This is a genomic window from Lysinibacillus sp. FSL K6-0102 (genome assembly GCF_038003545.1).
Lineage (GTDB): Bacteria > Bacillota > Bacilli > Bacillales_A > Planococcaceae > Lysinibacillus > Lysinibacillus capsici.
The window spans coordinates 721874-744399 of the sequence record NZ_JBBOPH010000001.1 but is presented as its reverse complement, the minus strand read 5'-3'; the positions used below and the strand labels follow the sequence as shown (position 1 = coordinate 744399).

24 protein-coding genes are annotated in these 22526 nt (G+C 37.2%); 1 reads left to right on the top strand and 23 read right to left on the bottom strand.

The annotated features are described in order from the left end of the window. The first annotated feature begins 5 nt into the window (after positions 1–5). On the top strand, positions 6–515 hold the full coding sequence (locus NYE73_RS03465; protein ID WP_048392055.1) for a competence protein ComK: 510 nt from the start codon (positions 6–8) through the stop codon (positions 513–515). A 43-nt stretch (positions 516–558) separates the two neighbouring features. Here the strand turns inward: NYE73_RS03465 and prfB are convergent. From prfB to NYE73_RS03350, 23 genes are all read right to left on the bottom strand, one after another. Beyond that, positions 559–1663 (bottom strand): peptide chain release factor 2 gene (prfB, locus tag NYE73_RS03460; protein ID WP_237497242.1). Its coding sequence is split into 2 segments (ribosomal slippage): positions 559–1587 and positions 1589–1663, totalling 1104 coding nucleotides; the frame shifts between segments, so codons are not numbered across the junction. Positions 1664–1785: 122 nt separating this feature from the next. Beyond that, on the bottom strand, positions 1786–2328 hold the full coding sequence (locus tag NYE73_RS03455; protein WP_048392056.1) for a competence protein ComK: 543 nt from the start codon (positions 2326–2328) through the stop codon (positions 1786–1788). Positions 2329–2656: 328 nt separating this feature from the next. Further along, on the bottom strand, positions 2657–5167 hold the full coding sequence (gene secA / locus NYE73_RS03450) for a preprotein translocase subunit SecA (protein WP_221679467.1): 2511 nt from the start codon (positions 5165–5167) through the stop codon (positions 2657–2659). Positions 5168–5311: 144 nt separating this feature from the next. Then, entirely contained in the window at positions 5312–5863 is a 552-nt protein-coding gene (gene hpf / locus NYE73_RS03445) for a ribosome hibernation-promoting factor, HPF/YfiA family (protein WP_004227537.1), read from the bottom strand. Positions 5864–5953: 90 nt separating this feature from the next. Beyond that, positions 5954–6337, bottom strand: a complete 384-nt coding sequence (locus tag NYE73_RS03440; protein WP_048392058.1) for a PilZ domain-containing protein — start codon at positions 6335–6337, stop codon at positions 5954–5956. A gap of 181 nt (positions 6338–6518) precedes the next feature. Continuing rightward, the gene (gene fliS, locus NYE73_RS03435) at positions 6519–6929 is read right to left on the bottom strand and encodes a flagellar export chaperone FliS (RefSeq protein WP_259951060.1); all 411 of its coding nucleotides are present in this window, start codon (positions 6927–6929) and stop codon (positions 6519–6521) included. A 202-nt stretch (positions 6930–7131) separates the two neighbouring features. Further along, the gene (locus NYE73_RS03430) at positions 7132–7491 is read right to left on the bottom strand and encodes a flagellar protein FliT (protein ID WP_259951061.1); all 360 of its coding nucleotides are present in this window, start codon (positions 7489–7491) and stop codon (positions 7132–7134) included. Positions 7492–7509: 18 nt separating this feature from the next. After that, complete coding sequence (gene fliD / locus NYE73_RS03425) at positions 7510–10050, bottom strand: flagellar filament capping protein FliD (RefSeq protein WP_259951062.1); 2541 nt, start codon at positions 10048–10050, stop codon at positions 7510–7512. Positions 10051–10076: 26 nt separating this feature from the next. Beyond that, positions 10077–10466 carry a flagellar protein FlaG gene (locus tag NYE73_RS03420; protein ID WP_004227547.1) on the bottom strand — a complete coding sequence of 130 codons (390 nt, stop codon included), beginning with the start codon at positions 10464–10466 and terminating at the stop codon, positions 10077–10079. Between the two features lie 467 nt (positions 10467–10933). Then, a complete protein-coding gene (locus tag NYE73_RS03415) occupies positions 10934–11287 on the bottom strand; it encodes a hypothetical protein (RefSeq protein ID WP_259951063.1) in 354 nt (117 codons plus the stop codon). 64 nt (positions 11288–11351) lie between these two features. After that, positions 11352–12572 carry a flagellin lysine-N-methylase gene (fliB, locus tag NYE73_RS03410; RefSeq protein ID WP_259951064.1) on the bottom strand — a complete coding sequence of 407 codons (1221 nt, stop codon included), beginning with the start codon at positions 12570–12572 and terminating at the stop codon, positions 11352–11354. Positions 12573–12632: 60 nt separating this feature from the next. Then, entirely contained in the window at positions 12633–13916 is a 1284-nt protein-coding gene (locus NYE73_RS03405; protein ID WP_259951065.1) for a flagellin N-terminal helical domain-containing protein, read from the bottom strand. 140 nt (positions 13917–14056) lie between these two features. Beyond that, the gene (gene csrA / locus NYE73_RS03400; RefSeq protein ID WP_054549760.1) at positions 14057–14278 is read right to left on the bottom strand and encodes a carbon storage regulator CsrA; all 222 of its coding nucleotides are present in this window, start codon (positions 14276–14278) and stop codon (positions 14057–14059) included. Then, a complete protein-coding gene (gene fliW, locus NYE73_RS03395) occupies positions 14278–14721 on the bottom strand; it encodes a flagellar assembly protein FliW (protein WP_259951066.1) in 444 nt (147 codons plus the stop codon). The genes csrA and fliW overlap by 1 nt, the downstream gene beginning before the upstream one ends. Positions 14722–14738: 17 nt before the next feature. Continuing rightward, positions 14739–15302: a DUF6470 family protein gene (locus NYE73_RS03390; RefSeq protein WP_004227569.1), complete on the bottom strand. Its 564-nt coding sequence runs from the start codon at positions 15300–15302 to the stop codon at positions 14739–14741. A gap of 140 nt (positions 15303–15442) precedes the next feature. After that, a complete protein-coding gene (flgL, locus tag NYE73_RS03385; RefSeq protein WP_054549758.1) occupies positions 15443–16438 on the bottom strand; it encodes a flagellar hook-associated protein FlgL in 996 nt (331 codons plus the stop codon). Positions 16439–16465: 27 nt separating this feature from the next. After that, complete coding sequence (flgK, locus tag NYE73_RS03380) at positions 16466–18133, bottom strand: flagellar hook-associated protein FlgK (protein ID WP_259951067.1); 1668 nt, start codon at positions 18131–18133, stop codon at positions 16466–16468. 16 nt (positions 18134–18149) lie between these two features. Continuing rightward, positions 18150–18650, bottom strand: coding sequence for a flagellar protein FlgN (locus NYE73_RS03375; RefSeq protein ID WP_259951068.1), 501 nt, complete (start codon positions 18648–18650; stop codon positions 18150–18152). Between the two features lie 27 nt (positions 18651–18677). Continuing rightward, positions 18678–18938, bottom strand: coding sequence for a flagellar biosynthesis anti-sigma factor FlgM (gene flgM, locus NYE73_RS03370; RefSeq protein ID WP_016994952.1), 261 nt, complete (start codon positions 18936–18938; stop codon positions 18678–18680). 121 nt (positions 18939–19059) lie between these two features. Next, the gene (locus tag NYE73_RS03365; protein ID WP_036076801.1) at positions 19060–19473 is read right to left on the bottom strand and encodes a TIGR03826 family flagellar region protein; all 414 of its coding nucleotides are present in this window, start codon (positions 19471–19473) and stop codon (positions 19060–19062) included. A gap of 78 nt (positions 19474–19551) precedes the next feature. Continuing rightward, positions 19552–20142 (bottom strand): ComF family protein, encoded by a 591-nt coding sequence (locus tag NYE73_RS03360; RefSeq protein ID WP_259951069.1) that lies wholly within the window; start codon positions 20140–20142, stop codon positions 19552–19554. Then, positions 20139–21524, bottom strand: coding sequence for a DEAD/DEAH box helicase (locus NYE73_RS03355; RefSeq protein ID WP_259951070.1), 1386 nt, complete (start codon positions 21522–21524; stop codon positions 20139–20141). The genes NYE73_RS03360 and NYE73_RS03355 overlap by 4 nt, the downstream gene beginning before the upstream one ends. 44 nt (positions 21525–21568) lie before the next feature. After that, positions 21569–22411 (bottom strand): DegV family protein, encoded by an 843-nt coding sequence (locus NYE73_RS03350; protein ID WP_259951071.1) that lies wholly within the window; start codon positions 22409–22411, stop codon positions 21569–21571. Positions 22412–22526 lie beyond the last annotated feature (115 nt).

Genomic DNA, 22526 nt, shown 5'->3' with positions numbered 1-22526 from the left:
CCTATATGACAACTAACTTTGTAAACGGCTACTTAATTTCATTCAATACTTATTTGCTGCAACCTATTCAGCATGACTCCAAAGTCTTCACGCACGTGATTGATAAGCATAATGAGCTGATTGTTACACGCAAACCGATGCATGTCCTTCGAAAATCCTGTCTCTCATTAGGATCAACTTATGAAGCCGCAAAACAATCGGCTAAACGTTTTTTCGGCAATCAACACAAGCTACCAATCGTCGTGGCCTTTGATTATGGTTATCCTTGTATTTTTTTGCCAACTTATTCACCCAGCTCCATTCACAATATATGGATAGGGCTTCATGCAATTATTAATATTACTCCTAGTGAATTGGGGTGTATTGTAACGTTAAAAAATGATAAACAAATCGAACTACCTATTCGTTATGCTTCTATTAGTAAACAATTTCTTAACGCATCTATGCTGTATAAATATTACATGAATGAACGAAAACAGCTGAGCCAAGATGCACCCTATCATCCACCCTTTTAACAAAAATTCCCCAAGAGCATCTCACTCTTGGGGAATCTGGGTATTAATTTATTTTTGAACGTAAATAGGCATTAATAAATGGATCTAAATCGCCATCCATCACAGCACCCACATTACCTGTTTCTTCATTTGTACGATGATCCTTCACCATCGAGTATGGGTGGAAGACATACGAACGAATTTGGGAGCCCCAGCCTATTTCTTTTTGCTCACCGCGTATTTCATCTAATTGTGCCTGCTGTTTATCAAGTTCTAGTTGATATAGCTTCCCTTTTAACATCGTCATCGCTTTTTCACGGTTTTTAATCTGGGAGCGCTCAGCTTGACATTGTACGATCGTACCAGTAGGAATATGCGTAATACGAACGGCAGAATCTGTCGTATTAATATGCTGACCACCTGCACCTGTTGCACGATACGTATCAATTTTTAAATCCTCTGTACGAATATCGATTTCTATATTGTCGTCAAACTCTGGCATAACATCACAGGAAACGAAGGACGTATGACGGCGGCCAGACGAATCGAATGGAGAAATACGTACTAGACGATGCACACCCTTTTCCGCTTGTAAATAACCGAAAGCATTGTGACCTTTAATCGACAATGTTACAGATTTAATCCCAGCTTCATCTCCTGGTAGATAGTCCACTGTTTCCACTTTAAATCCACGCTTCTCAGCCCATCGCGTATACATACGTAATAGCATTGAACCCCAGTCCTGTGATTCCGTACCACCAGCACCAGGATGTAGCTCTAAAATGGCATTGTTTTGATCGTATGGGCCACTTAGCAGTAATTGTAGCTCGAAATCAGCCATCTTTTGTTGGAATTCTGCTAGTTCTTTGCCTAGTTCTTCTTGTAATTCTTCATCTGGTTCTTCACGTAAAAGTTCCAGTGTCATATCTAAATTTTCATGTGTTTCCACTAAATCTTTATATTCATTGACAATCGCTTTTAAGCCATTTCCTTCATTGATAATCACCTGAGCACCTTGCTGATCATCCCAAAAGCCTGGCTCTAGCATCATTTCATCTAGCTCCTGAATACGTGCCTCTTTGTTCTCTAAGTCAAAGAGACCCCCTAAAGTCCGCCAATTTTTTGGCTGTAGTGTCTAACACATTGCGTACATCTGCTAATTCAATCATCGTTAAATCCTCCGAACGTTAGTCATGGAGCTAACACTTTATTTATAAAGCTCCGTATCTTTTTATTATAACGTTTTTAGAAACGAAAACATACTATCTAGCAGATGTTTTGTGGAATTAAGTCAACTATCCTGCGTCTCGTCCTCAAACATATTTTTGGCAAGACGTTGAAATACTTTCACACGGTCATACTGAACAAGTAAATATTTTGTTCGTTTCTCTAGTCTATATTTTAATAAAAATGCTCTTTGAATCCGAGACTCTAACGCATTGACACTGACATCCACAATAAATTCCTTGCCATTCATAAAAGTAACCTTTGTCCTCTTTTTATCCACAGCGACATAGTCATCAATATGATGAACAGCGAACCAGATACAGTCAGGGTGTAAAGGAGACCTACTAGGAAACCATAAAATATTACAACGTTCGTGCACGACGATAGGATTTTTATTAAGCTTGCCTAGGATCATTTTCGAACCATCGAACGCTCCTCTTAAACTAGAACCAAAATAACGCAGATTAAAGTCCAATAATTTCGTTGGTGGTAACGTAGATATATACTCATTATTTTTCTCATACACCTGCGTACATAAATTTCCAAAGGAATCATACACAGGCATATACATCATTGTTTCACTATTCATAATATCTTTTTTATGCATCTATAGTCCCCCTTTATACATTTTATGTTGCTTCCAGTCAAAATAAAAAGGAATATACAAATATGCGTACATTCCCGCTATTTTCAATGAGTAAGATTGCTTGAAAATTCCGATCCTCCTTAAGACTTAGTATCACCATCAAAAATTCAGGATAATAACAGGATAAATAACTTGTACTATATACCTATTATTACAGCTATTGTATACCCATATTTTTCAATTGTCTATAAATTCTGACTTTTTATACTAAAATTTCTTCATTTTTGAGTAATTTTAAAAAGAAAAAATCATTTTAACACGTAGTTAAAATGATTTTTTCACCTAGATATTATTGAGCTGTGCCATGACAGTTTTTAAATTTCTTGCCGCTACCACATGGACATAAATCATTACGGCCAATGTTTTCAGCTTTACGTACTGGTTGCTTTTTCGGCGCAGTGCCACCTTCTTCTTTTGGATTAACAGCCTGCCCCTTTGCCACCTCTTCACGCTCCAGATTATTGCGGATTTCTGCTTTCATCGCATATTTCGCAACATCCTCGCGAATAGAGGCTACCATATCCTCAAACATCGCAAAGCCTTCTTGTTGATATTCACGAAGTGGATCGTTTTGACCATAAGCACGCAGATGGATACCTTGACGTAGTTGATCCATTGCATCAATATGATCAATCCATTTTGTATCGATTGATCGTAATAAAATAACCTTTTCAAACTCACGCATACGCTCTGGTGTCAGTTCTGCCTCTTTTTCATCATAACGAACATGAACAGCATCAGAGATTAGCTGATTAATATCTTCAGCAGACTTGCCTTGGAAATCAGATACTTTAAGTTGACCTTCCTCTAAAAGATTAGCCGCTACAAAGTCTTCAATAGCCTTTAGGTTCCAATCCTTCTGTTCACCTTGAGTATACAGGCTAACAACATTATCAATTGTTTCTTGAATCATAGACTCAACAAGCACACGCATATTTTCTGTTTCTAGTACATCATAACGCTCTTTATAAATAATCTCACGCTGCTGACGTAGTACATCGTCATATTGTAATAAGCGTTTACGCGCATCAAAGTTATTACCCTCGACACGTTTCTGCGCTGATTCTACAGCTCTCGACACAACTTTAGATTGCAATGGCTGGGAATCATCCATACCTAAGCGCATCATCATCGACTTCATATTATCAGAGCCAAAACGACGCATTAAATCATCCTCTAAGGATAGGTAGAATTGTGTAACCCCTGGATTCCCTTGACGACCAGAACGTCCACGAAGCTGATTATCAATACGACGTGATTCATGTCGCTCTGTACCGATTACCGCTAAACCGCCAATTTCGAGTACTCCTTCGCCAGGTTTAATATCTGTACCACGTCCAGCCATGTTAGTTGCAATTGTTACTGCACCCTTTGTACCAGCGTTCGCAATGATTTCAGCTTCACGTTCATGATTTTTCGCATTTAATACATTATGAGGAATTTTATGTTTATCCAATAGTTTAGAAATAATCTCAGACGTTTCAATAGCAACTGTACCAACAAGAACAGGTTGACCAGCTCTATGACGCTCTGCGATATCAGCAGCAACTGCTTTATATTTCCCTTCCATCGTTGCAAAAATCAAGTCAGCACGATCATCACGAGCAATCGGTTTATTCGTCGGAATAGCGACAACATTCATATTGTAAATATTACGGAATTCCTCTTCCTCTGTTTTCGCTGTACCTGTCATCCCTGCAAGCTTTTGATACATACGGAAGTAGTTTTGGAAGGTAATTGTCGCCATTGTCATCGATTCATTTTGAATCTCAACGCCTTCTTTAGCCTCAATCGCTTGGTGTAAGCCATCAGAATAACGACGACCCTTCATCAAACGACCAGTAAAGCCATCAACGATCACAATTTCGCCATCCTGCACAACATAATCGACATCATTATGCATACTAACATGCGCCTTTAATGATTGATTAATCGCATGATTTAAACGAACATGTGTCAAATCAAATAGATTATCGATGCCAAATGCTTTTTCTGCCTTTTCCACACCTGCATCTGTTAACGTAACACCTTTTGTGGACTCTTCATACGTATAGTCTGTCTCTGCATTTAACATACGCACAAACGCATTAGACTGTTTATAAAGCTGTGCTGATTTCCCAGCTTGACCCGAAATAATTAATGGCGTACGAGCTTCATCAATTAAGATCGAGTCCACCTCATCAATGACAGCATAGTGCAATGGACGTTGTACACGTTCCTCTTTGTAAAGCACCATGTTATCACGTAAGTAGTCAAATCCTAGCTCATTGTTTGTACTATACGTAATATCTGCCTCATAAGCAGTACGTTTTTCATCTTTTGAAAGGCTATTTAAATTAAGCCCAACAGATAAGCCTAAGAAATTATAAAGTTGTCCCATTTCAGCAGCATCACGACTCGCTAGGTATTCGTTGACTGTTACAACATGTACACCTTTACCAGTGATGGCATTTAAATAAACAGCCATTGTCGCTGTTAAAGTTTTACCTTCCCCGGTTTTCATCTCCGCAATATTCCCCTCATCAAGAGCGGCTGCCCCCATGATTTGAACGCGGAATGGGTACATTTCTAATACACGTTTTGCCGCTTCTCGACAAACAGCAAACGCTTCGGCACGAATCGACTCTAAATGCTCACCCTCAGCATAGCGCTTTTTAAATTCATCTGTTTTCGCTTGTAGTTGATCATCTGAAAGCTGTTCCATTTGAGAAGCGAAACGCTCAACTTGGTCAGCGATTTTTTCTAATTTTTTTAGCTCACGTTTATTGAAATCAAATAATTTATTTAATAGGTTTGCCATGAATGTTTTTCACTTCCTATATAGATTCAACTTTCATTTTACCATTGTGTAACAGTTTCATGCAAACTGTCACCCCGGCTACATATGATTGTCATACCAAAAAAAGGCCCTCGCCATCGCGAGAGCCTTTGTCATCATGAAGTTTTAAGTAGTTTCAATTAAGCCATATTTTCCATCTTTACGTTTATATACAATATTTGTGCCGTTCGATTCAGCATCTGTAAAGACATAGAAATCATGTCCAAGCATATTCATTTGTAGAACTGCCTCTTCTTGATCCATAGGTTTTAAATCAAATTGCTTTGTACGAACAATTGAGTATTCTTCTTCCTCTGACACAGCATCAGCAGCTGCTTGAGTAGTAGCAAAATAAAGGCCTGCACCTTCACGCTCGCGGAATTTACGGTTTACTTTTGTTTTATGCTTGCGGATCTGACGCTCTAATTTATCAACAATTAGATCAACAGCAGCATACATATCATTATGACGCTCTTCAGCACGAAGAGTTAGATTCTTCATTGGAATAGTAACTTCCACTTTAGTTTGTTTGTCATTGTAAACCTTTAAATTGACATTAGCGTTGGCATTAACATCTTCGTTAAAATAGCGTTCAACTTTATCGATTTTGTTCTCAACATACTCTCGAATAGCTGGAGTTACCTCAATATTTTCACCACGAATGTTAAAGTTTAACATGTAAACTCCTCCTTTATAACTGCTATACTATCTATTTCTACACAAGTGTGTGAAATTCCTCTAAAATCATTCTTTTTTTTACAAAAATTTTTATAAATTATTATTTTGTTTTTTCGCTTCTGCTGCTTCCTTTTTTCGTCGAAGCTTTAGTTCTTCAACAATCAAATCTTCCACGGGTCCTTGATTATTGAAATAGATGCCGTATTGCTTGCCGCTCCCAAATGGACGACTCCAAATCACTTCTCCATAAGCGCGAACTTCTTGTGTATCAAGCACAAAATGGATATCTAATGGAGGAGGGTTTATACCTAAATCCACTTCCGTAAACATCTTTAATCCACGTGGGCTTATATCCAACAAGTCAGCCATAGCCGTTTGTCCATGATTGACCTTCCCATTCTCATAAATAGCAAAAGTTATTTGAATAGGCTCCTTAAATTTAAATCGGAAACCTTCTTGACGCTTAAAGATCATATTCCCACCCCAGTACTCTTTTAAACATGTTTATTGCTTTGATTATGCCATGATGCCCAACTAACAGCCACAGGGAATAAGTAACATATTTTACCGTTGAATAGCCTAATTTATGACTATTTCATGATCATAACGGTTTAACAAAAAAGAGACCATCTCTTTCGATGGTCTCTAATTGTGTCTAAATTTGTCCGCTGTTTCCCTGACCAAATTGCTGTTGTCGATTAATGCGAATTACTTCCTTCCACGTATCGCGAAATTCCGTCACCAATCCTTCTACTTCCTCAATAATGGCTACATCATTTTGAATGTTGGCTTCTACTAAACGATGATTCATATATTCATAAAGAGGTAGCATTTGTTTCGAAATCTCAATATCCATATTGAGTGTAGACATCAGTTCACTAATAATCGCCTGAGCTTTTTGAATGTTTGTATTTTTCTCTTGAATATTTTTATCTTGGATAGCTTGTTTCGCCATATGCAAGAATTTTAAGCATCCATTATAAAGCATTAATGTCAATTCGCCAGGTGAAGCTGTAGTCACACTATTTTGTTTATACGCGTTTTGTGCTGTTAAATTTGCTGCCAATAAAGGACAACTCCTTTGAAAGGTTACTTATTTACTAGTTTAAACCATTTTCCGAAGAAAAGCTATTTACGTCTCAGCGTAAATTTGTCTGGATTTTGAATTGTATGATCACAATTCACTCCTTTTAAAATCGGATGACATCTGCCAATGCTTTATCTTCATTCAGCTAGCAACTTCCAGCACGATGAATGAAGATAAACGATTAATTTTTTTTGTCATAATACATGCCATCCATTACGCGAACATTCGAGTAAGGATTATAATATTGCTGTTCACTTTTCTTCGTTTTTTGTAGGTTTGCCATGTCTTGTTTAACTGCATCCATTACATCTGCTAAACGCTTTTTAATACCATTATCTAATTCTAGCAATGTACGATGAATGCGATTTTGTTCATCGAAACGAAATCCATCATTCATCAATTCTTCAATAATGGCACCACGCTTGTCTAACATGTTGTTAATAGTGTAGATATATTCATCACGGTCTTCACCTTTTGGAGTTTCACCCAAATGCTTAAATAAATTTGCTGAAGCTTGCAATAGTTGATCTATTTGCTGCATATGTTTCCCCTACCTTATTTAGAAGCCTCCGCCTTGTTGCATGAACATTCCAGATTGCTGATTTGCCTTATTAATGGCCTGCTCCATTGCTGAGAATTGTTTCCAGTAACGTGCCTCAATATTTTTGAGCTTATCTTGCCATGTAGAAATACGCTTATCTGTATCAATTAAGTTTTTACCAATCGTATATTGTTGATCTGTCATTGTTGCACGGCCAGCTTTTTGTTCAATTGAAATTTTAAACTCATCCATTGATCCGCGCAATCTGGCAAGGTAGCCGCGCGTATCAACAACTTTACCATCTACAACATCTTTGTCTTTACCAGCATCATTTTTAAATAGACGAGCCACAGCATCTGGGTCTGCCTCTAATGCTTCACGTAATTTCTTTTCATCAATCTCTAGTGCGCCACCATCATTGTAATTTTTAGTAGTCGTGATACCGACACTGAATAATGTATTAAATTTTGAGTCTTCAAGACCAGGAACAGCTTCATAAACAAGTGAGCGCATTTTAGAAAGTCCGTCACGAAGAAGTGAATCGTTACGAAGTAAGCCACTTTTCGCTTTCTCTTCCCATAGCTTAATTTCGCTTTCCTTCATATCTTTTTTCTGATCTTCTGTTAATGGAGCATAATCACGATATTTCGTTTGTGTCGTTTGCTCTTTTAAATCCTTAATTAAAGCATTGTACGTATTCACAAAGTCTTTAATTTTATTCATCATGTCATCTACATTTGTTGTAGATGATAGGGTAACTGCTGGATCAGTTGGATTCGTAGGTAGTCCAGCTTTAATGTCCTCGGTTCCACTTTCTAGTATACCTGCAGCATCTGCTTCTGCCTTAGCTGTAGAAAACGCTGATTCAGCATTACTCTTCCTTGCTTCAGCAGCTATTTTTTCACTGTTTGCTTTAATATAATCTGCTCTTTGAATATTTTGCTCAGCATAATTGTTAAATGCAGTATGGTATGCGGATAAATCATTCCATAAAAGCTTTTGTTCTTCTGATAATCCATCGACTTTTGTTGGATCATTAACCAAATCCGTAATTAGTTTATCACCAAACTTATTATATTTTGCGAGTAAATCATCTGCTTCCGCTTCCTCTTGGGCAAGCCCTTTATAACGATTTAATGCATCGACTGTATCTGTATCTGGTGATTGCGCCATTGCTACTAAATTAGTTAACTGATCTTTCGTGAAAGACTTCAATGCCGTTTTCATTTCATCAGAAAACCCAGCGGCATCTATATTTGCATGAATTGTCTCTAAGTCATCGTTACTGTCATAGCTAAAGCCTTTCAGAGAATCAATATCTATATCTTTCAGTTTCTTACCATAGACGGAGTAGTTCGCATAATCATTAAATTTATTTAAATCTGTTGTATTTAAAGATGCTACTTTCTCTAATTTATCACCTAGACCACTTAGCTTTGCTTTACTAGCGTCATCTAGACTACTACTCTGAATATCATTTTTAATTTGATCAATGCTTTTACCTGTAGCATCATAGTTACCTAGGAAGTTAATTTCATCAGTTGTTAAGTCTTTAAAGACTGAGGAACCAATTGAGTTATATGTTTGTTGCTCTGCCATTTTTAGAGGCTTTCCAAATAGGGCATCATAAGCAGCTTGGTGTGTATTTGTATAAGATGGGAAATCAGTTGCTCCTGCCCCGTAATATACATCACGTGCTGTTTCATAGGCTGCGTTTTTGGTATTATAAGCAGCCACCGCATTATCACGTTCTGTTCTTGCAGCAAGGTATTTATTAACATTTGTTGTTGTACCATTAAACGTCTTATTTAATGTAATGTTATAGCCATTGAGTGTAAATGAATTTGTATTACGTTCTGTTGCAATACCATTTACTTGGAAAACGGCATTTTTACCTTCAGTTACTGTTGCTCCTTCTCCTTCTTGTAACTTTAATTTGCTTATATTCGTATTTGCACCATTTTCATCAATCCCTTTAACAGCAATATCGCCCTTACCAGTATTTTTAGCTGTGAAGGAGAACCGACCATTTTCAAAAATTGCTGAAACACCCATATTACTTTCATTTACTTTTTCTACAAAGCTATCGACTGTCATATTGGATGTAATGGCAACTTTTACACTTGTTGGAGTCGAACCATCAGCCGAGGGTGCAGTGAATTCAATATATTTCGTATCACTTCCAACTAAATCACTCATTTTTGTCGTACCAGTACCATCAATTTGACCACTCGTTGTACGTGCAGCTTCGGCTAACTGTGAAACACCTTCAATAGAAAGTGTTCCCGTAGCCTTACTAGTAGCAATGGCTGAAACTAAATTTGAGTTCGAGCTACTCGCCGTTTTTGAACTTAGGTTTTTAATAACAAAGTTATCTGAAATAAAGTTATCAAATGTTTTTAATTTTGTATTGACATCCCGATAAGCATCACGTTGCCATTCATATCTTTGTTTATTTTGTAAAAGCTTATTTAATGGCGCTCTTTCTGCAGTCATTAATTTTTCTACTAAAGCATCAATGTCCATCCCTGATGCTAATCCACCTATTCGCATTACCATAAATAGTCCTCCATTTTAAAATATAATTATATTTTTTCGTCTACAATCATCCCAAATAGCTTTTGCATTTCATAAAAAGCGTCTAGTAACTTTTTCGGTGGGATTTCTTTTAATACCTCATCAGTAGCACTATCTACTACAGTTACATAATAACGTTCTAAACCCTCATGATACTTAAACTTTGCAGCACTCTGATTTACTTCCAGCATTTTATTCATTTTATCGACAACTTCTTGTACTTTTGCTTTTGTTTCATCATCATTACTAAGTTGTTGTATTTGTTCAACAATCGGTGTAGCACTTTTCATTGTAGTGTCGCTTCCTTGCGTTACTACTTTCTCCACTGCTGGTGCATTAGAGGAGACTTGCTGTTGAATAGTTGCTGCACCAGTATCTGCATTGCCTGAAATGCGCATAATTTCATCCTCCTTGAATCTAATACAGATATGATTGTTACTAATATCGGATAAAAATCAGAGAATTTCAGTTTTTTTTGAAACTATGTGGATAATTATAGGAGGAATAGAATCGTATCTATTTTATTAATTAACTTTCAAATGCCAGTCATAGGTTTTAAGTCTATAACAAAATAAGAAGACTGTTCAAACCTTTAATAGATTTGCACAGCCTTGTTTCATTTAAGTTTATTTATATACAAGTTACAATGAATATATTTATAAAAACCTGATAACATTTTTTTCTTAACAGATGAAAATATGTTATCTACATGTACTTCTGTTGAGAACCCTTCAAAAGTGTTTCGTAACATTAAAACCATTTATATGTATTTTGACAATTCACTCTTTTACATTTATATTCTATTTTGTCAATTCTAAAAATGTATAATACTAGGTTAAATAAGCAGCTAGTACCATCTAGCTACTTACATTTGAACTTTTTTAAACGTCCATTCAGAGGCACTAGCGAAAAATGGTGCAATCTCATTCTCAAATAAATATGCTAAAGCTTCTATCTCTCTTTTTTCCAATAGCCCGTTTAAGATTGGTAGTTGTTCGATAACTTCCTGTATACGGCTATTGATAACGTAATGATTAGCTTGCATATGTTGCTCTACTGTTACTAGCCATTCGAGCCCCTCACTAAAATCTGCAATCAGTCGAAAGGCCTGCTCTAAATTATTTGATTGAAAAGAGCTAGCAATTATATGGCAACCTTGCTGTACTTTTCCGACGTATTCATAGTAAGATTGTTGTGTATCTAGTAATAATTCATTCATTACTCTATCTCTCCCTACACAATATGAGAATGTTTTTTATACAACCAAGTTCCTAGATATAGTACTATTTTTTCTCATTTGTTTTAATATAAGCAAATAAAAATGCTATTGTTTCCATATTAGATTCTTTAATCTTCTGACGTAATATGCCATAACTCTTATTATTATGAGCTACAGCCTTTGTATAGCTTTGAATTGCGAGCACAACATCATTAACCGTCAAATTTCCATTATAGGAGGCAATACCAATTAATAAAGCTTTAATCAGCTGATAATTAATAACAACATCTTCATATGCCTCTAATACCGTTTTACCATTATAAGGAAATACATTTGTGAAAATATAATGTACTAGATAATTTTCTAAAATATAATGATGCTCTTTTATAAATTGCTGGTAAACAGCTTGTGCAGCTATATATTTTTGCAAAGTTTCTTCTGTAATTTCCTTGTTCTCTAATGGACCTGTCTGTAAGCCTCGGATAAATTGATTTACGACTTCGATATATCGTACGTTAAACGAAAGTTCCTCTACCGTTGTACGCAGGAGTTCTTTATGCATTTGGAGTTGAACCAGTTCATTTCCTTTAATTTGCATAACTGCTTCAATATATTGTGGTGTTAAAAAGCGTTGTTGCATCATTTGGATAACTTGTTCTGTATGCTCTAATGTTTTTGGTCGCTCGTTTAACTTTTCAGCAAGTAAACCAAGTAACATCATACGCAAGTCCAATGAAATACTCCGTTCTTGCAATAAATTAATCACAAATGATCGAATAGCCCATAAAATATCTACATGTTCTTCAGTTAAAATCGCTTTACTTTGAATACGTTCTGATGGCTGTGCCAACACTTCTTCAAATTCTATCCCTTCTATTTGCAATAGCAATGTACGAACAGCCTCAGGGCACGATAAGGTTAATGATTTCTCGATATACTGACCAATTTCGCGGTGCTCCCTTGGATAAATGGCACATGTATTACATAACGCACTTTCGCCTAGTTCCTTATGAATTAAACACCATTTATTTTCATCTAAAAAGTGACATTCATTTTGTTCATTCATTTTCATTCGCCCATAGTTAGCATCACTCGTTGCTTTTGAATTTTTTTGATAAGCTTTTTTGGCTAACGGTTTGATAACAGGGTTACTAGATGTTGCTACTTTCATAAAGCCTACACGGTCAATATCGACTCTCCATATTTGACAACAAAAATCCTCACAAGCTGCCCCTATACATTGAAATTGCTCTGTCCCTTTAGGAACTAGCATGACTTTTTCCATGTCTACCCTCCTTCATAAAAAAATCTTGAAGGTAAATACCTTCAAGATTTTTGTTAGGAATTAACCTAATAGTTGTAATACGCCTTGTGGCTGTTGGTTTGCTTGCGCTAACATAGATTGAGCTGCTTGCATTAAGATATTATTCTTAGTGAACTCCATCATTTCTTTTGCCATATCTGTATCACGGATACGAGATTCAGCAGCTGTTAAGTTTTCAGAAGCAGCACCTAAGTTGTTGATTGTGTGCTCTAAACGATTTTGAACAGCACCTAGTGCAGAACGTTGCTCAGATACCTTTTTAATAGCATCGTCTACAGCAGTAATTGTACCTGTCGCTTGCTCACGAGTAGATACGTCTACCCCACCGATAGTAAATTCTTCTACACCTGTTCCATCATTTGTAAAATTACCATCTAGCCCTAAATCAGCTGCTTCAAATGTTGCTGTGCCTTTTCCACCATCTGTCTCAATTGTAACTTCAGTACCAGTAAATGTACCTACTTTAACGCCATCTTTTAAAACGTTGTCTCCACTAATCTCATATTTACCTGCAGCTAATTTACTTAGATTTTTAGTAGAGGCTGTATCTAATTCTACACGTATGTCGGCTTTACCGCCTTTAACATTGATGACCGCGTTTTTTGGCTCAACGTTAGCAGCTTTACTGAAAGTAATTTCTGATCCATCAGCTAAAACCACTTTATTTTTAGCAGTTCCATCGAATTTACCTACTACTTGTCCTTTAGAATCTAATAGTTCTGTACCATCTTTACTCACTTTATATGAACCGTCTTTTAATGTTTTTGCATCAACATCTGTTTCTGCTAGTACAGTTTTAGTTAAACCTAAAGAAGCTGCATTCATATTACCGATGTCCATAGCCATATCTTGGTTTTCATTCGCACCAATTTGGAATTTACCTGAGAATGAACCATCAAGTAATTTTTGAGTGTTGAACTCAGTTGTATTTGAAATACGATCGATTTCTTTTGTTAATTGCTCAATTTCTTGTTGGATTGCGTCACGGTCAAGGTTAACGTTTGTATCGTTCCCTGATTGAACTGATAATTCACGCATACGTTGTAGAATTGAGTGAGTTTCGTTTAATGCACCCTCAGCAGTTTGGATTAAAGAAATTGCATCTTGAGAGTTTTTCGTAGCCATGTCAAGACCACGGATTTGTCCGCGCATTTTTTCAGAGATTGCTAAACCAGCAGCATCGTCACCAGCACGGTTGATCTTGAAACCTGAAGATAATTTCTCAAGGTTTTTTGAAGCTTGAGTGTTGTTGAAACCTAAGTTACGGTGTGCATTTAATGCAGAAATGTTGTGTTGAATTCTCATTTGGAATTCCTCCTTGAATTGTTTTTTTGTAACCCACATCCTTGTGGGAGAGCTTGGTTTCTGTAGTATGTACTACTTCTGCCTTACAATCTATATATCGTACGATAGATTGAATGTTTAATAGTTTTCAAAAAAATTTTTTATTTGTTTTTTTTCAATTTGCTTAACAAGTTTGGAGAAGTTGCCAGTGCTTCTTTATTTTGTTCTTGAATGGCTTCAAAAATTTCTGAGCGATGAACCTTCACTGATTTTGGTGCCACGATGCCGAGCTTTATTTGATCACCCTCGACCGCAAGTATCTTGACTTCAATTTGGTCGCCAACCATGATGGATTCGCCTTTTTTTCTAGATAATACAAGCATTACTTGGCACTTCCTTCCGCAGCACCGATTGGATAGCGTAATGGATAGCTTGCACTATCTTGTAACACAATTTGTTTTCCAAGTTTTTTTACTGTATTTATGACAACTGGAGCTAGTAAATTCATTGTAGATTCTTGGAACGTTTCTTTTAATGTCAAAATTGTGTATGGTACAATATCATCTTCTTTTTCGATTTGCAAATCCTCTTTAACTTCCTCATCAATTTCGAATTCATAGTCCTTTTTAAAGGCAAATGGATAAGCGAGCACAAAGCCAAGTTCTTGTTGTTCAACAGATTGCAAGACTACTAATGGTAAATCCGCATCGAGAGGTAACAAGACGAATTTACGAGCATTTTGGAAGCCTGGCAGTCCTGTTTCAAATGTTAAAATGTCTTGTTCATTAATTTCAACTGTTCCTAAAAATTTTGTTTCAATCTCCATTTAGATTACTCTCTCCTTTAACCAATTACATCAATGTCAACATTTGGTCTTTGTACCATTGTACCAGTTACTTTCCCTGGTGTGTATTCGTAGATTGGTTTGTTCACCTTTGCGTCAATTATTGGCTCTCTCCGCTCAATATTGACATCTGTTGTGCCAGGAGTATAATCGATTTTTACAGAGCCTATGGATGGTACGAATTTGATATTGAATGGTACACGATGGGGCCCATGATTTTGTTTAGCAATATTTTGCATAATAGCTCGTCCTTGTCCTTTACCAGCTGACATCATTATTTGTCGCCCTTCATTTACTCGTCTCTCAATACCACTTAGAGCAGTCTGTTGACCTTCTTTAGCAGCATTTTTAGTTGCTTCAATTGGTCCAATTAACCCTAAATCTCTCCTCGCTTGTGAGGAATCTATTTTTAAAACACCTCTTGTTGTATGAATCTCCAAGATAGCGGCTGGTTGTTCAATATGCAGAGTAGCCTCTGGTTGTTCAATGTGTTGTTGTGGTTTTCCTATATGAAGGTCTAATTTTGCATCTGTTGTACGAATTTGAATTTGAGGGAGTCTCATTTTACCTCTCCTTTCAATAAAAGCGTCTGAACGAATTGTCCAAACGCTTTCCTTCTTCATTTATAAAATTTGTTCGCTATACCTATATCACTTTGTTTTTCCCTATAATCTCTTGATTTTCAGATTATGACTAGTGAGTATTATCTAATAAAATCTACTAGAGTTTGCTGAATAATTCTTGCGCCTACAGATAATGCGGCCTGATGAATAGACTCTGAAGTGACCATTTCCGTTATCGCTTTTGAATAATCAACATCTTCATTGTTTGATAATTGTTTAGTTACGCTAATTTCCCGAAGCGACAAGCGGTTTTCCATTAATTCAACACGATTTTGGCGTGCCCCCATATCGGCCTGCGTCTCAAGGATTTTATTGTGTATATTTGTTATATCATCTGATTTACTAGTTGAAGTAAAACCACCTAATGCTTTACTAATTTCTTCGCTAGTCGCTGGCCCAGGTACTCTTTCAGGATCCAATAAGTTTGATATTTTCCCCATTAATGAATCAATATTGCCAAATAAATCAGCACCAGGTGCATTCACCTGCAATTGAATCCCATCATAGACCTCAATTTGTACATCAGCATTCGGTGCTGTTAATTTATCAGCTGCAGTAGAAATAATATTTGTTCCATCGTAAAGTTGATAATCCGCATTAATTATTTTTGAACCATCAGCATTTGGGGGAGTCGCATCTACAAATAAAGGTTTATCCGTATTCGTACCACTGAAAATATAACGGTCACCAATTTTTGTATTCGACACATCCTGAATCTGTTGGCGAATTTGATCAATTTCTGTCTTAATTTTTGCACGCTCATCAGGTGTATTTGTATCATTTGCTGCTTGAATCACAAGTTCACGAACACGCTTCATTTGTTCACCTACTTGGTTCAGTGACTCATCGGTTGTATCTATCCAATTATTGACCTCATTCATATTTCGTGTATATTGTTCAACTCGTCCCAAATCCCGACGATAGCCCATTCCCTTTACAGCAATAACAGGATCATCAGAGGGTCTAGTAATTTTTGTACCAGAATTAATTTGGTCTTGTAGTTTAGACATTCTGCCATAGCTTCTGTTAAGGTTAAGCAGCATGTTATTTGATAGCATCGTTTGTGTCACACGCATGTTAAGAAAAACCCCTTTCTAGTAATTTTATAGTCCTACACGGCCCATACCATTTATAATTTTATCTAAAGTTTCATCGACAACTGTAATCATACGTGCATTGGCATTGTACGCCTGTTGGAACGTAATCATATTCGTCATTTCTTCATCTAAGGACACCGAGCTGACAGATGCGCGGTTATAAGTTATTGATAATAACAGGTTTTCAGAGGTTTTATTTAATTGATAGGCTTCTTCACCGTCTGTACCCAATTTCCCAATCATTCCTTGATAGAAAGAGTTGAAAGTTGCACTATCAAGATGCTCTGTTGAAGGTGGAATTACAACAGAATTTGCACCAACTGTAATTGTAAATCCTCCAGCACCAATTGCTTTTGATTGTAAATTGGCTAGCTCAATTGCCCATTTACCATTACCTACTTCATTAGGCGCAGAAGAAGCAGCTAATTTCGAAGAGTCTTTGGTAAATTCCTCATTTATTTTAATATTGCCAGCATTAATTGTTGTAGAGCCATCCATCGTTTCAAAGAAGTTTAATCCATTTTGTACACCTGTCAAATCATAGCCTGCCTTATGTACAGCGTTAAATGTATTAGCAAAGGTAGAAGCTAGTTTATCCAAATTTGCTAATGCTTCTGGATAGTAACCTTTTATACCTGAAAAAGCACCTCCCGCGTCATATTCAGCATATCCGTACGAATTAATAAGTGATAGTAGTTTACCTTTTCCAGGCTCAAGTTCATTATATTTAATTGATTCCAATCCTACAGCATCAGCAGCAGGCTTTGTTGGTGGTTCACCTAGCTTGGAAATTTTTATTTCCTGAAAAACCTTTGTTAAATCATTGCCATCAATACTTGCTACTGTACCTGTTGTATCTGTTCCCGTAGTAGTTAATGCCACATATTCTCTACCATTAACTAATTCTATTGGCGTACCTGATGGATACGGCTTAAACTTTATTGTTAGACTACCCTCAGCCACTTCACTAGCAACCCCACCTGAAGGAACACGTTCAATCGATATCGGTATATAGCTATTTAGTTCATCAATTAACACATCACGTGCATCATACAAATCATTAGGAACATGCCCATTTGGTTCAACCTCTTGTATTTGCTTATTAATCGATGCAATTCTCTTTAATATAGAATTAATACGATCTGTAGATACATTAATTTCATTTCCTAAATTACCTTGTATTGTTTTTATCTGCGTGTCCATATAATTGAATGATTGTGCAAGATGCTTTGCTCGTTCAATGGCTACTTTTCGTGAAGATGCATTTTCTGGATTAGTACTAACATCCTCTAGCCCCTTCCAAAATTGCTCTAATGCTGCATTTAATCCAAATTGGGATGGCTCATCCATAATATCTTCCATTTGTGAAATTGCATTGGAGCGGGATTCCCAATAGCCAAATTTATTCGTTTCTTGACGATATTGACGATCAATAAATTCATCGCGAATACGTTGAATTGAGCCTGCTTCTACTCCTGTTCCTAGGTGCCCAGGATAAATGGGCTGATTTAACCCAGCCGTTGGAAATCCAGGTGTTGCCTGCATGTTCACTCGTTGACGAGAGTAGCCTAGTGTGTTGGCGTTGGAAATATTGTGACCTGTTGTATATAAAGCAGTTTGCTGTGTGAAAAGGCCACGTTTGCTTGCTTCTAGGCCCATAAATGTTGAGCGCATGTTTTTTCCTCCCTTGTTATGCTTGTGAATCGAAATATGATTTTTTAGCTATATTGTTTGTGCCACGGACCTCGTTGCTGGAATAGTTCATTTGCTCTGTACGGGGTCTTACTGCATCTAATGTTAGGTTGACGATTTGTAATGATTGGAAAACGAGTTTTTGATTTAGATCATTTTGTTTTCGTAGGTCATTGATAATTTGCATTAAACGTTCGCGAACTGCTGAAAGTGTTGCTTTGTCTGCTTGTTGTTCAGCAGCCTCGATGACATCCGCGACAGTTGTTTTGTCAGATGAAGCAAGTCCCTTTGCTTCAAGGTAGTCCGTTACCTGTTTCTGACGCTGTTGCTCGAGCTTATCGATGGCCGCTACATGTGCCTGCTCGTCCTTGAGCAATTGGTCTAAAGCTTCGATATCGCCACTTTTAATAATTTCTGTTTTTTTAAAGGCTAGTTCGAGTAAGCTTTTATGCATTCTCTCTAGCATTGTTAGTGTAGAACTAATTGCTTCTACAGACATATCGTTATACACCCTTTCTGCTATTCCCTAGAAACGATAATATTTCAGCATATCCTCTGCCACTTTACGAGCGTCTACTTTGTATTCACCAGAAGCGATATCCTTTTTCAATTGTTGAACATGGTTTGCTCGCTCTGTACTGTATGTTGAAACCCCTTGCATTTCCTGCGCAGCCTTTGAAATTTCAATTTTATCGGCGAAAGATGCCTTGTTTGTATTTGATTTTGCATTGCGTACTTGGTTTTTATAGGCGTTTACTGCATTAACTCCATAAGATGTAATTTTCATTTCAATACCCCCCATCTCTAAATCCTATCTTACTATTATTTCGGATTGTCTCACATAATGTTAAGTTTTCACATAGAAAAAAGTGTGCTAATTTTGTTTAAAATTAACACACTTAGCGTAATTAACGTTTACGATCTGAGTGATAGGTTACACGGTCACGTTCTTCAACACTTTGGCGAAACTCTTTGGCAGCTTCAAATGTCCGTAAGTCTGCTTTTAATTCATCTTGACATTTCGAGCAGAGCTTTCCTGTAGTCGTTAGATGACCACAGTTATCACATGGATAGCCTAGGTTTGGAAACATAGCTGGCTGTAAACGGCCTTTACGAACCCATTTAAACAGTAAGTCTTTATCTGCCCCCGTTGCTTCCACAATTCGTTCTACTGTTGCCGCACGGTTTTCACGTTTACGTAAGAAACGATAAACGATTTGATAAAGCTCCTCCTCTGATTGTGCACACTTATGACACACTTCTCGGACTCCCGTATAATTAAAAAATTCATTACATTTCGGACAATTACGAACCTCTGCCATTGGCCTTTCCTCCTCTTTCTAGAAAACTTATCTACGAATGCTGTCTCATTAACTATTATACATAATGTATTGGTATTTTCATCCTTCAATTAATGTGAAGTATTGGACATTTTTAGCACCCGATTGCATTAAAACATGTTCAGCATGCTGTAAAGTTGTCCCCGTAGTTTTTATATCGTCAAAAAGAAGATAATTTTTATGTTCGACTTGTGCACCCTCCTTTAAGCGAAAAAGTGGAGCTGCTTGTATACGTTGCTCTCTATTTTTGGAGCTTTGAGTTTCTGTCGTTGTCTTTTCTAATAATTGTATAAAAGGAATATGCGCTGTCTTTAATAGTTCATCAGTATGCGAGAATGTACGCTCCTGTTGTTTGAGAGGGTGCATTGGAATGGGTAGAATTATGGCTTTTTCTTTGGTGAGACGATTATGAAGCTCCTGCCGAAATACCTTTGCAAGAGCCACATCTTGAAGAAACTTTAATTGGTGTAAGTAATCCTTCATCGCCTCATTATATTGATAAAGGGATGTAGCAGATTGAGAAGGTACAAAACGAGCGACACATCTTTCACATATAGTCGGCGAGAATTGCTTGGTTAGAATCATTTTCCAGGAAATAGTTATTTTTAACGGCTGGGTGCATATTAAACAATGAGATTCTATTTTATTCATTCAGAAAATCCCTTCTTATTATAAAATTGAATTTTTGCGCATGCCTCATCCATCTCTGCCGTGATGCCGTGATGAAAGAATAAGACCTCCCCATCTGGAAATTGAACATCTCGTCCAACTCGGCCTGCAATCTGAATGAGGGCATTGGCGGTAAATATCAATGATTCTGCCCCAATAACAGCCACCTGTACTTTGCTAATTGTAATGCCTCTTTCTAATATCGTAGTGGTTAATAAGCCCGGAACTGCTTTATTTCGTAGCTTTAACACCTTCACCTTCCGCTCTGGGTCAGCTGCATGCACAGCTAATATGTCTTCATTTAACCCTTGAAAAAGAGGAGTTGCACGTTTCATTAAGTCAATTGTCGGGAAAAACAGTAAAAAGGGTTCCTTTTGGTGTAAGCGCTCCTCCACCCACTTTTTTAACCTTTTAGGGATTTTACCTCGCTTAAAGCATTTATCATAGCCCCATAAAGAACTTACTTGTGGGACTGGTAGTGGATGATTATGATAGCGTTTTGGAATAAAAGAGTAGCTTTCTTGCTGGAAAGTATGGAGTAATGATGCTGATAGGGTTGCTGTCACAAATACCAGAGGAGCATTTTCCTTTTTAGCCTTTTCTACTGCTCTTTGTAGAGTTTCATCAAATGTATAAGGAAAAGCATCTGCCTCATCTACAATAATGACATCAAATGCCTTATCAAATCGGTAGAGCTGATGGGTTGTTGCTATAACAAGCTGTGCATAGCCATTTTGGTGAGGTGCTCCACCGTATAAAGCATGAATAACTGTATCCGGAAAAGCCTCTTGAAAGCGTGGATACAGTTCTAACACTACATCTGTCCGTGGTGTAGCAATACAAACACGTAGCCCTCTCTTTAATGCATCATAGACAGTAGGAAAAAGTAGCTCAGTTTTGCCTGCACCGCAAACTGCATGAATTAAATGGGAGCGTTTTGCTTTCACACTTGCCAAGGTTTCATTAGCAGCCTGTTGCTGGAGTTCGGTGTATTGCCCTGCCCATTTTAATGAATGCTTGTTAATTTTTATCGTCTTGGGACCTGTCCAAATCATCAATTTTGTACAGCTACTTACTCTCCCCATTTTAATACAGTGTCGGCAGTACACACATTGTTGCTGACATTTTGAGCAATGGAATTTTGTGAATAAGTGCGGGTCTGTATTGTGACAACGATTGCATTTCATAGCTGGCTTTATTTGAATTCCTTCTATTATACTGACGTATTTTCGCTTTATTGCTTTCTCAATATCTTCAGATGAAAATGGCGAATGTTCTTTTAACCAAATGCGCCCTTCATGAAAATCACGTAATGCTGGGGGCAACAACCAACCCCTATATCTCATTAAAACCTCCCCTTTCATAGAAAAAAGCCTCTACTTTTGCAGTAGAGACTTCTCACAATTCGTTATTTTTTTGTCCATCCTAATCCCATTGACCCTTCACCCAAATGAGTACCAATAACAGGACCAAAATAGCTCAATTTAAAGTTTACGTTTGGGTACGTTGCGGCTAATTGCTCTAGCCATTCTTGGGCTTCAGCAGGACAATTTCCGTGAATGACAACAGCGTCCATCGCTGCATACTTTTTTGCATCCTCTGCTAGCAATTCTTCCGCACGCTTTAATGCCTTTTTACGTGTTCGGATTTTTTCGAAAGGTACAATTACCTTATCCACAAAATGTAAAACAGGCTTTACTTGTAGTAAGCCACCGATTAATGCTGCGGCAGAAGATAAACGCCCACCACGCTGTAAATGTGCTAAGTCGTCTACAATGAAGTAAGCACGAATAAACTGCTGCATGTCTGCTAATGCAGCAAGTATGTCTTTTGCTGAATGGCCCTCTTTCGCCATTTCCGCTGCTCTTAATACGTAAAAGCCTTGAACAGCACAGGATATTTCACTGTCAAAGGCATAAACATTAATACCTTCCACCATTTCACTGGCCTGCACTGCACCTTGGTATGTTCCACTAATACCACTCGATAAATGGATGGAAATTATCTCATCGTAATCCTTTGCTAGCTCATCAAAAAGAGCAACAAATTCTCCAATTGGAGGTTGTGTTGTTTTAGGAAATTCTTTAGCTCCACGCACCTTATCATAAAATTCAGATGCTGTGATATCTACTTCTTCTGCAAATAATTGGCCTGAGATATTAACACTTAAAGGTATCATGTGAATGTTTAAGCGTGCACGTTCCTCAGCTGTAATATATGCAGTACTATCTGTTACGATTGCCGTCCTCATCCATGTCCACTCTCCTATAATTTTTAGTTTACAATCTATTTCTACTTGGTGCAATTGTTGTTGTTGTTGTTGTGTTGTTATTGCTGGCGCTTCGCTTTTGCATAAATGACGGAAA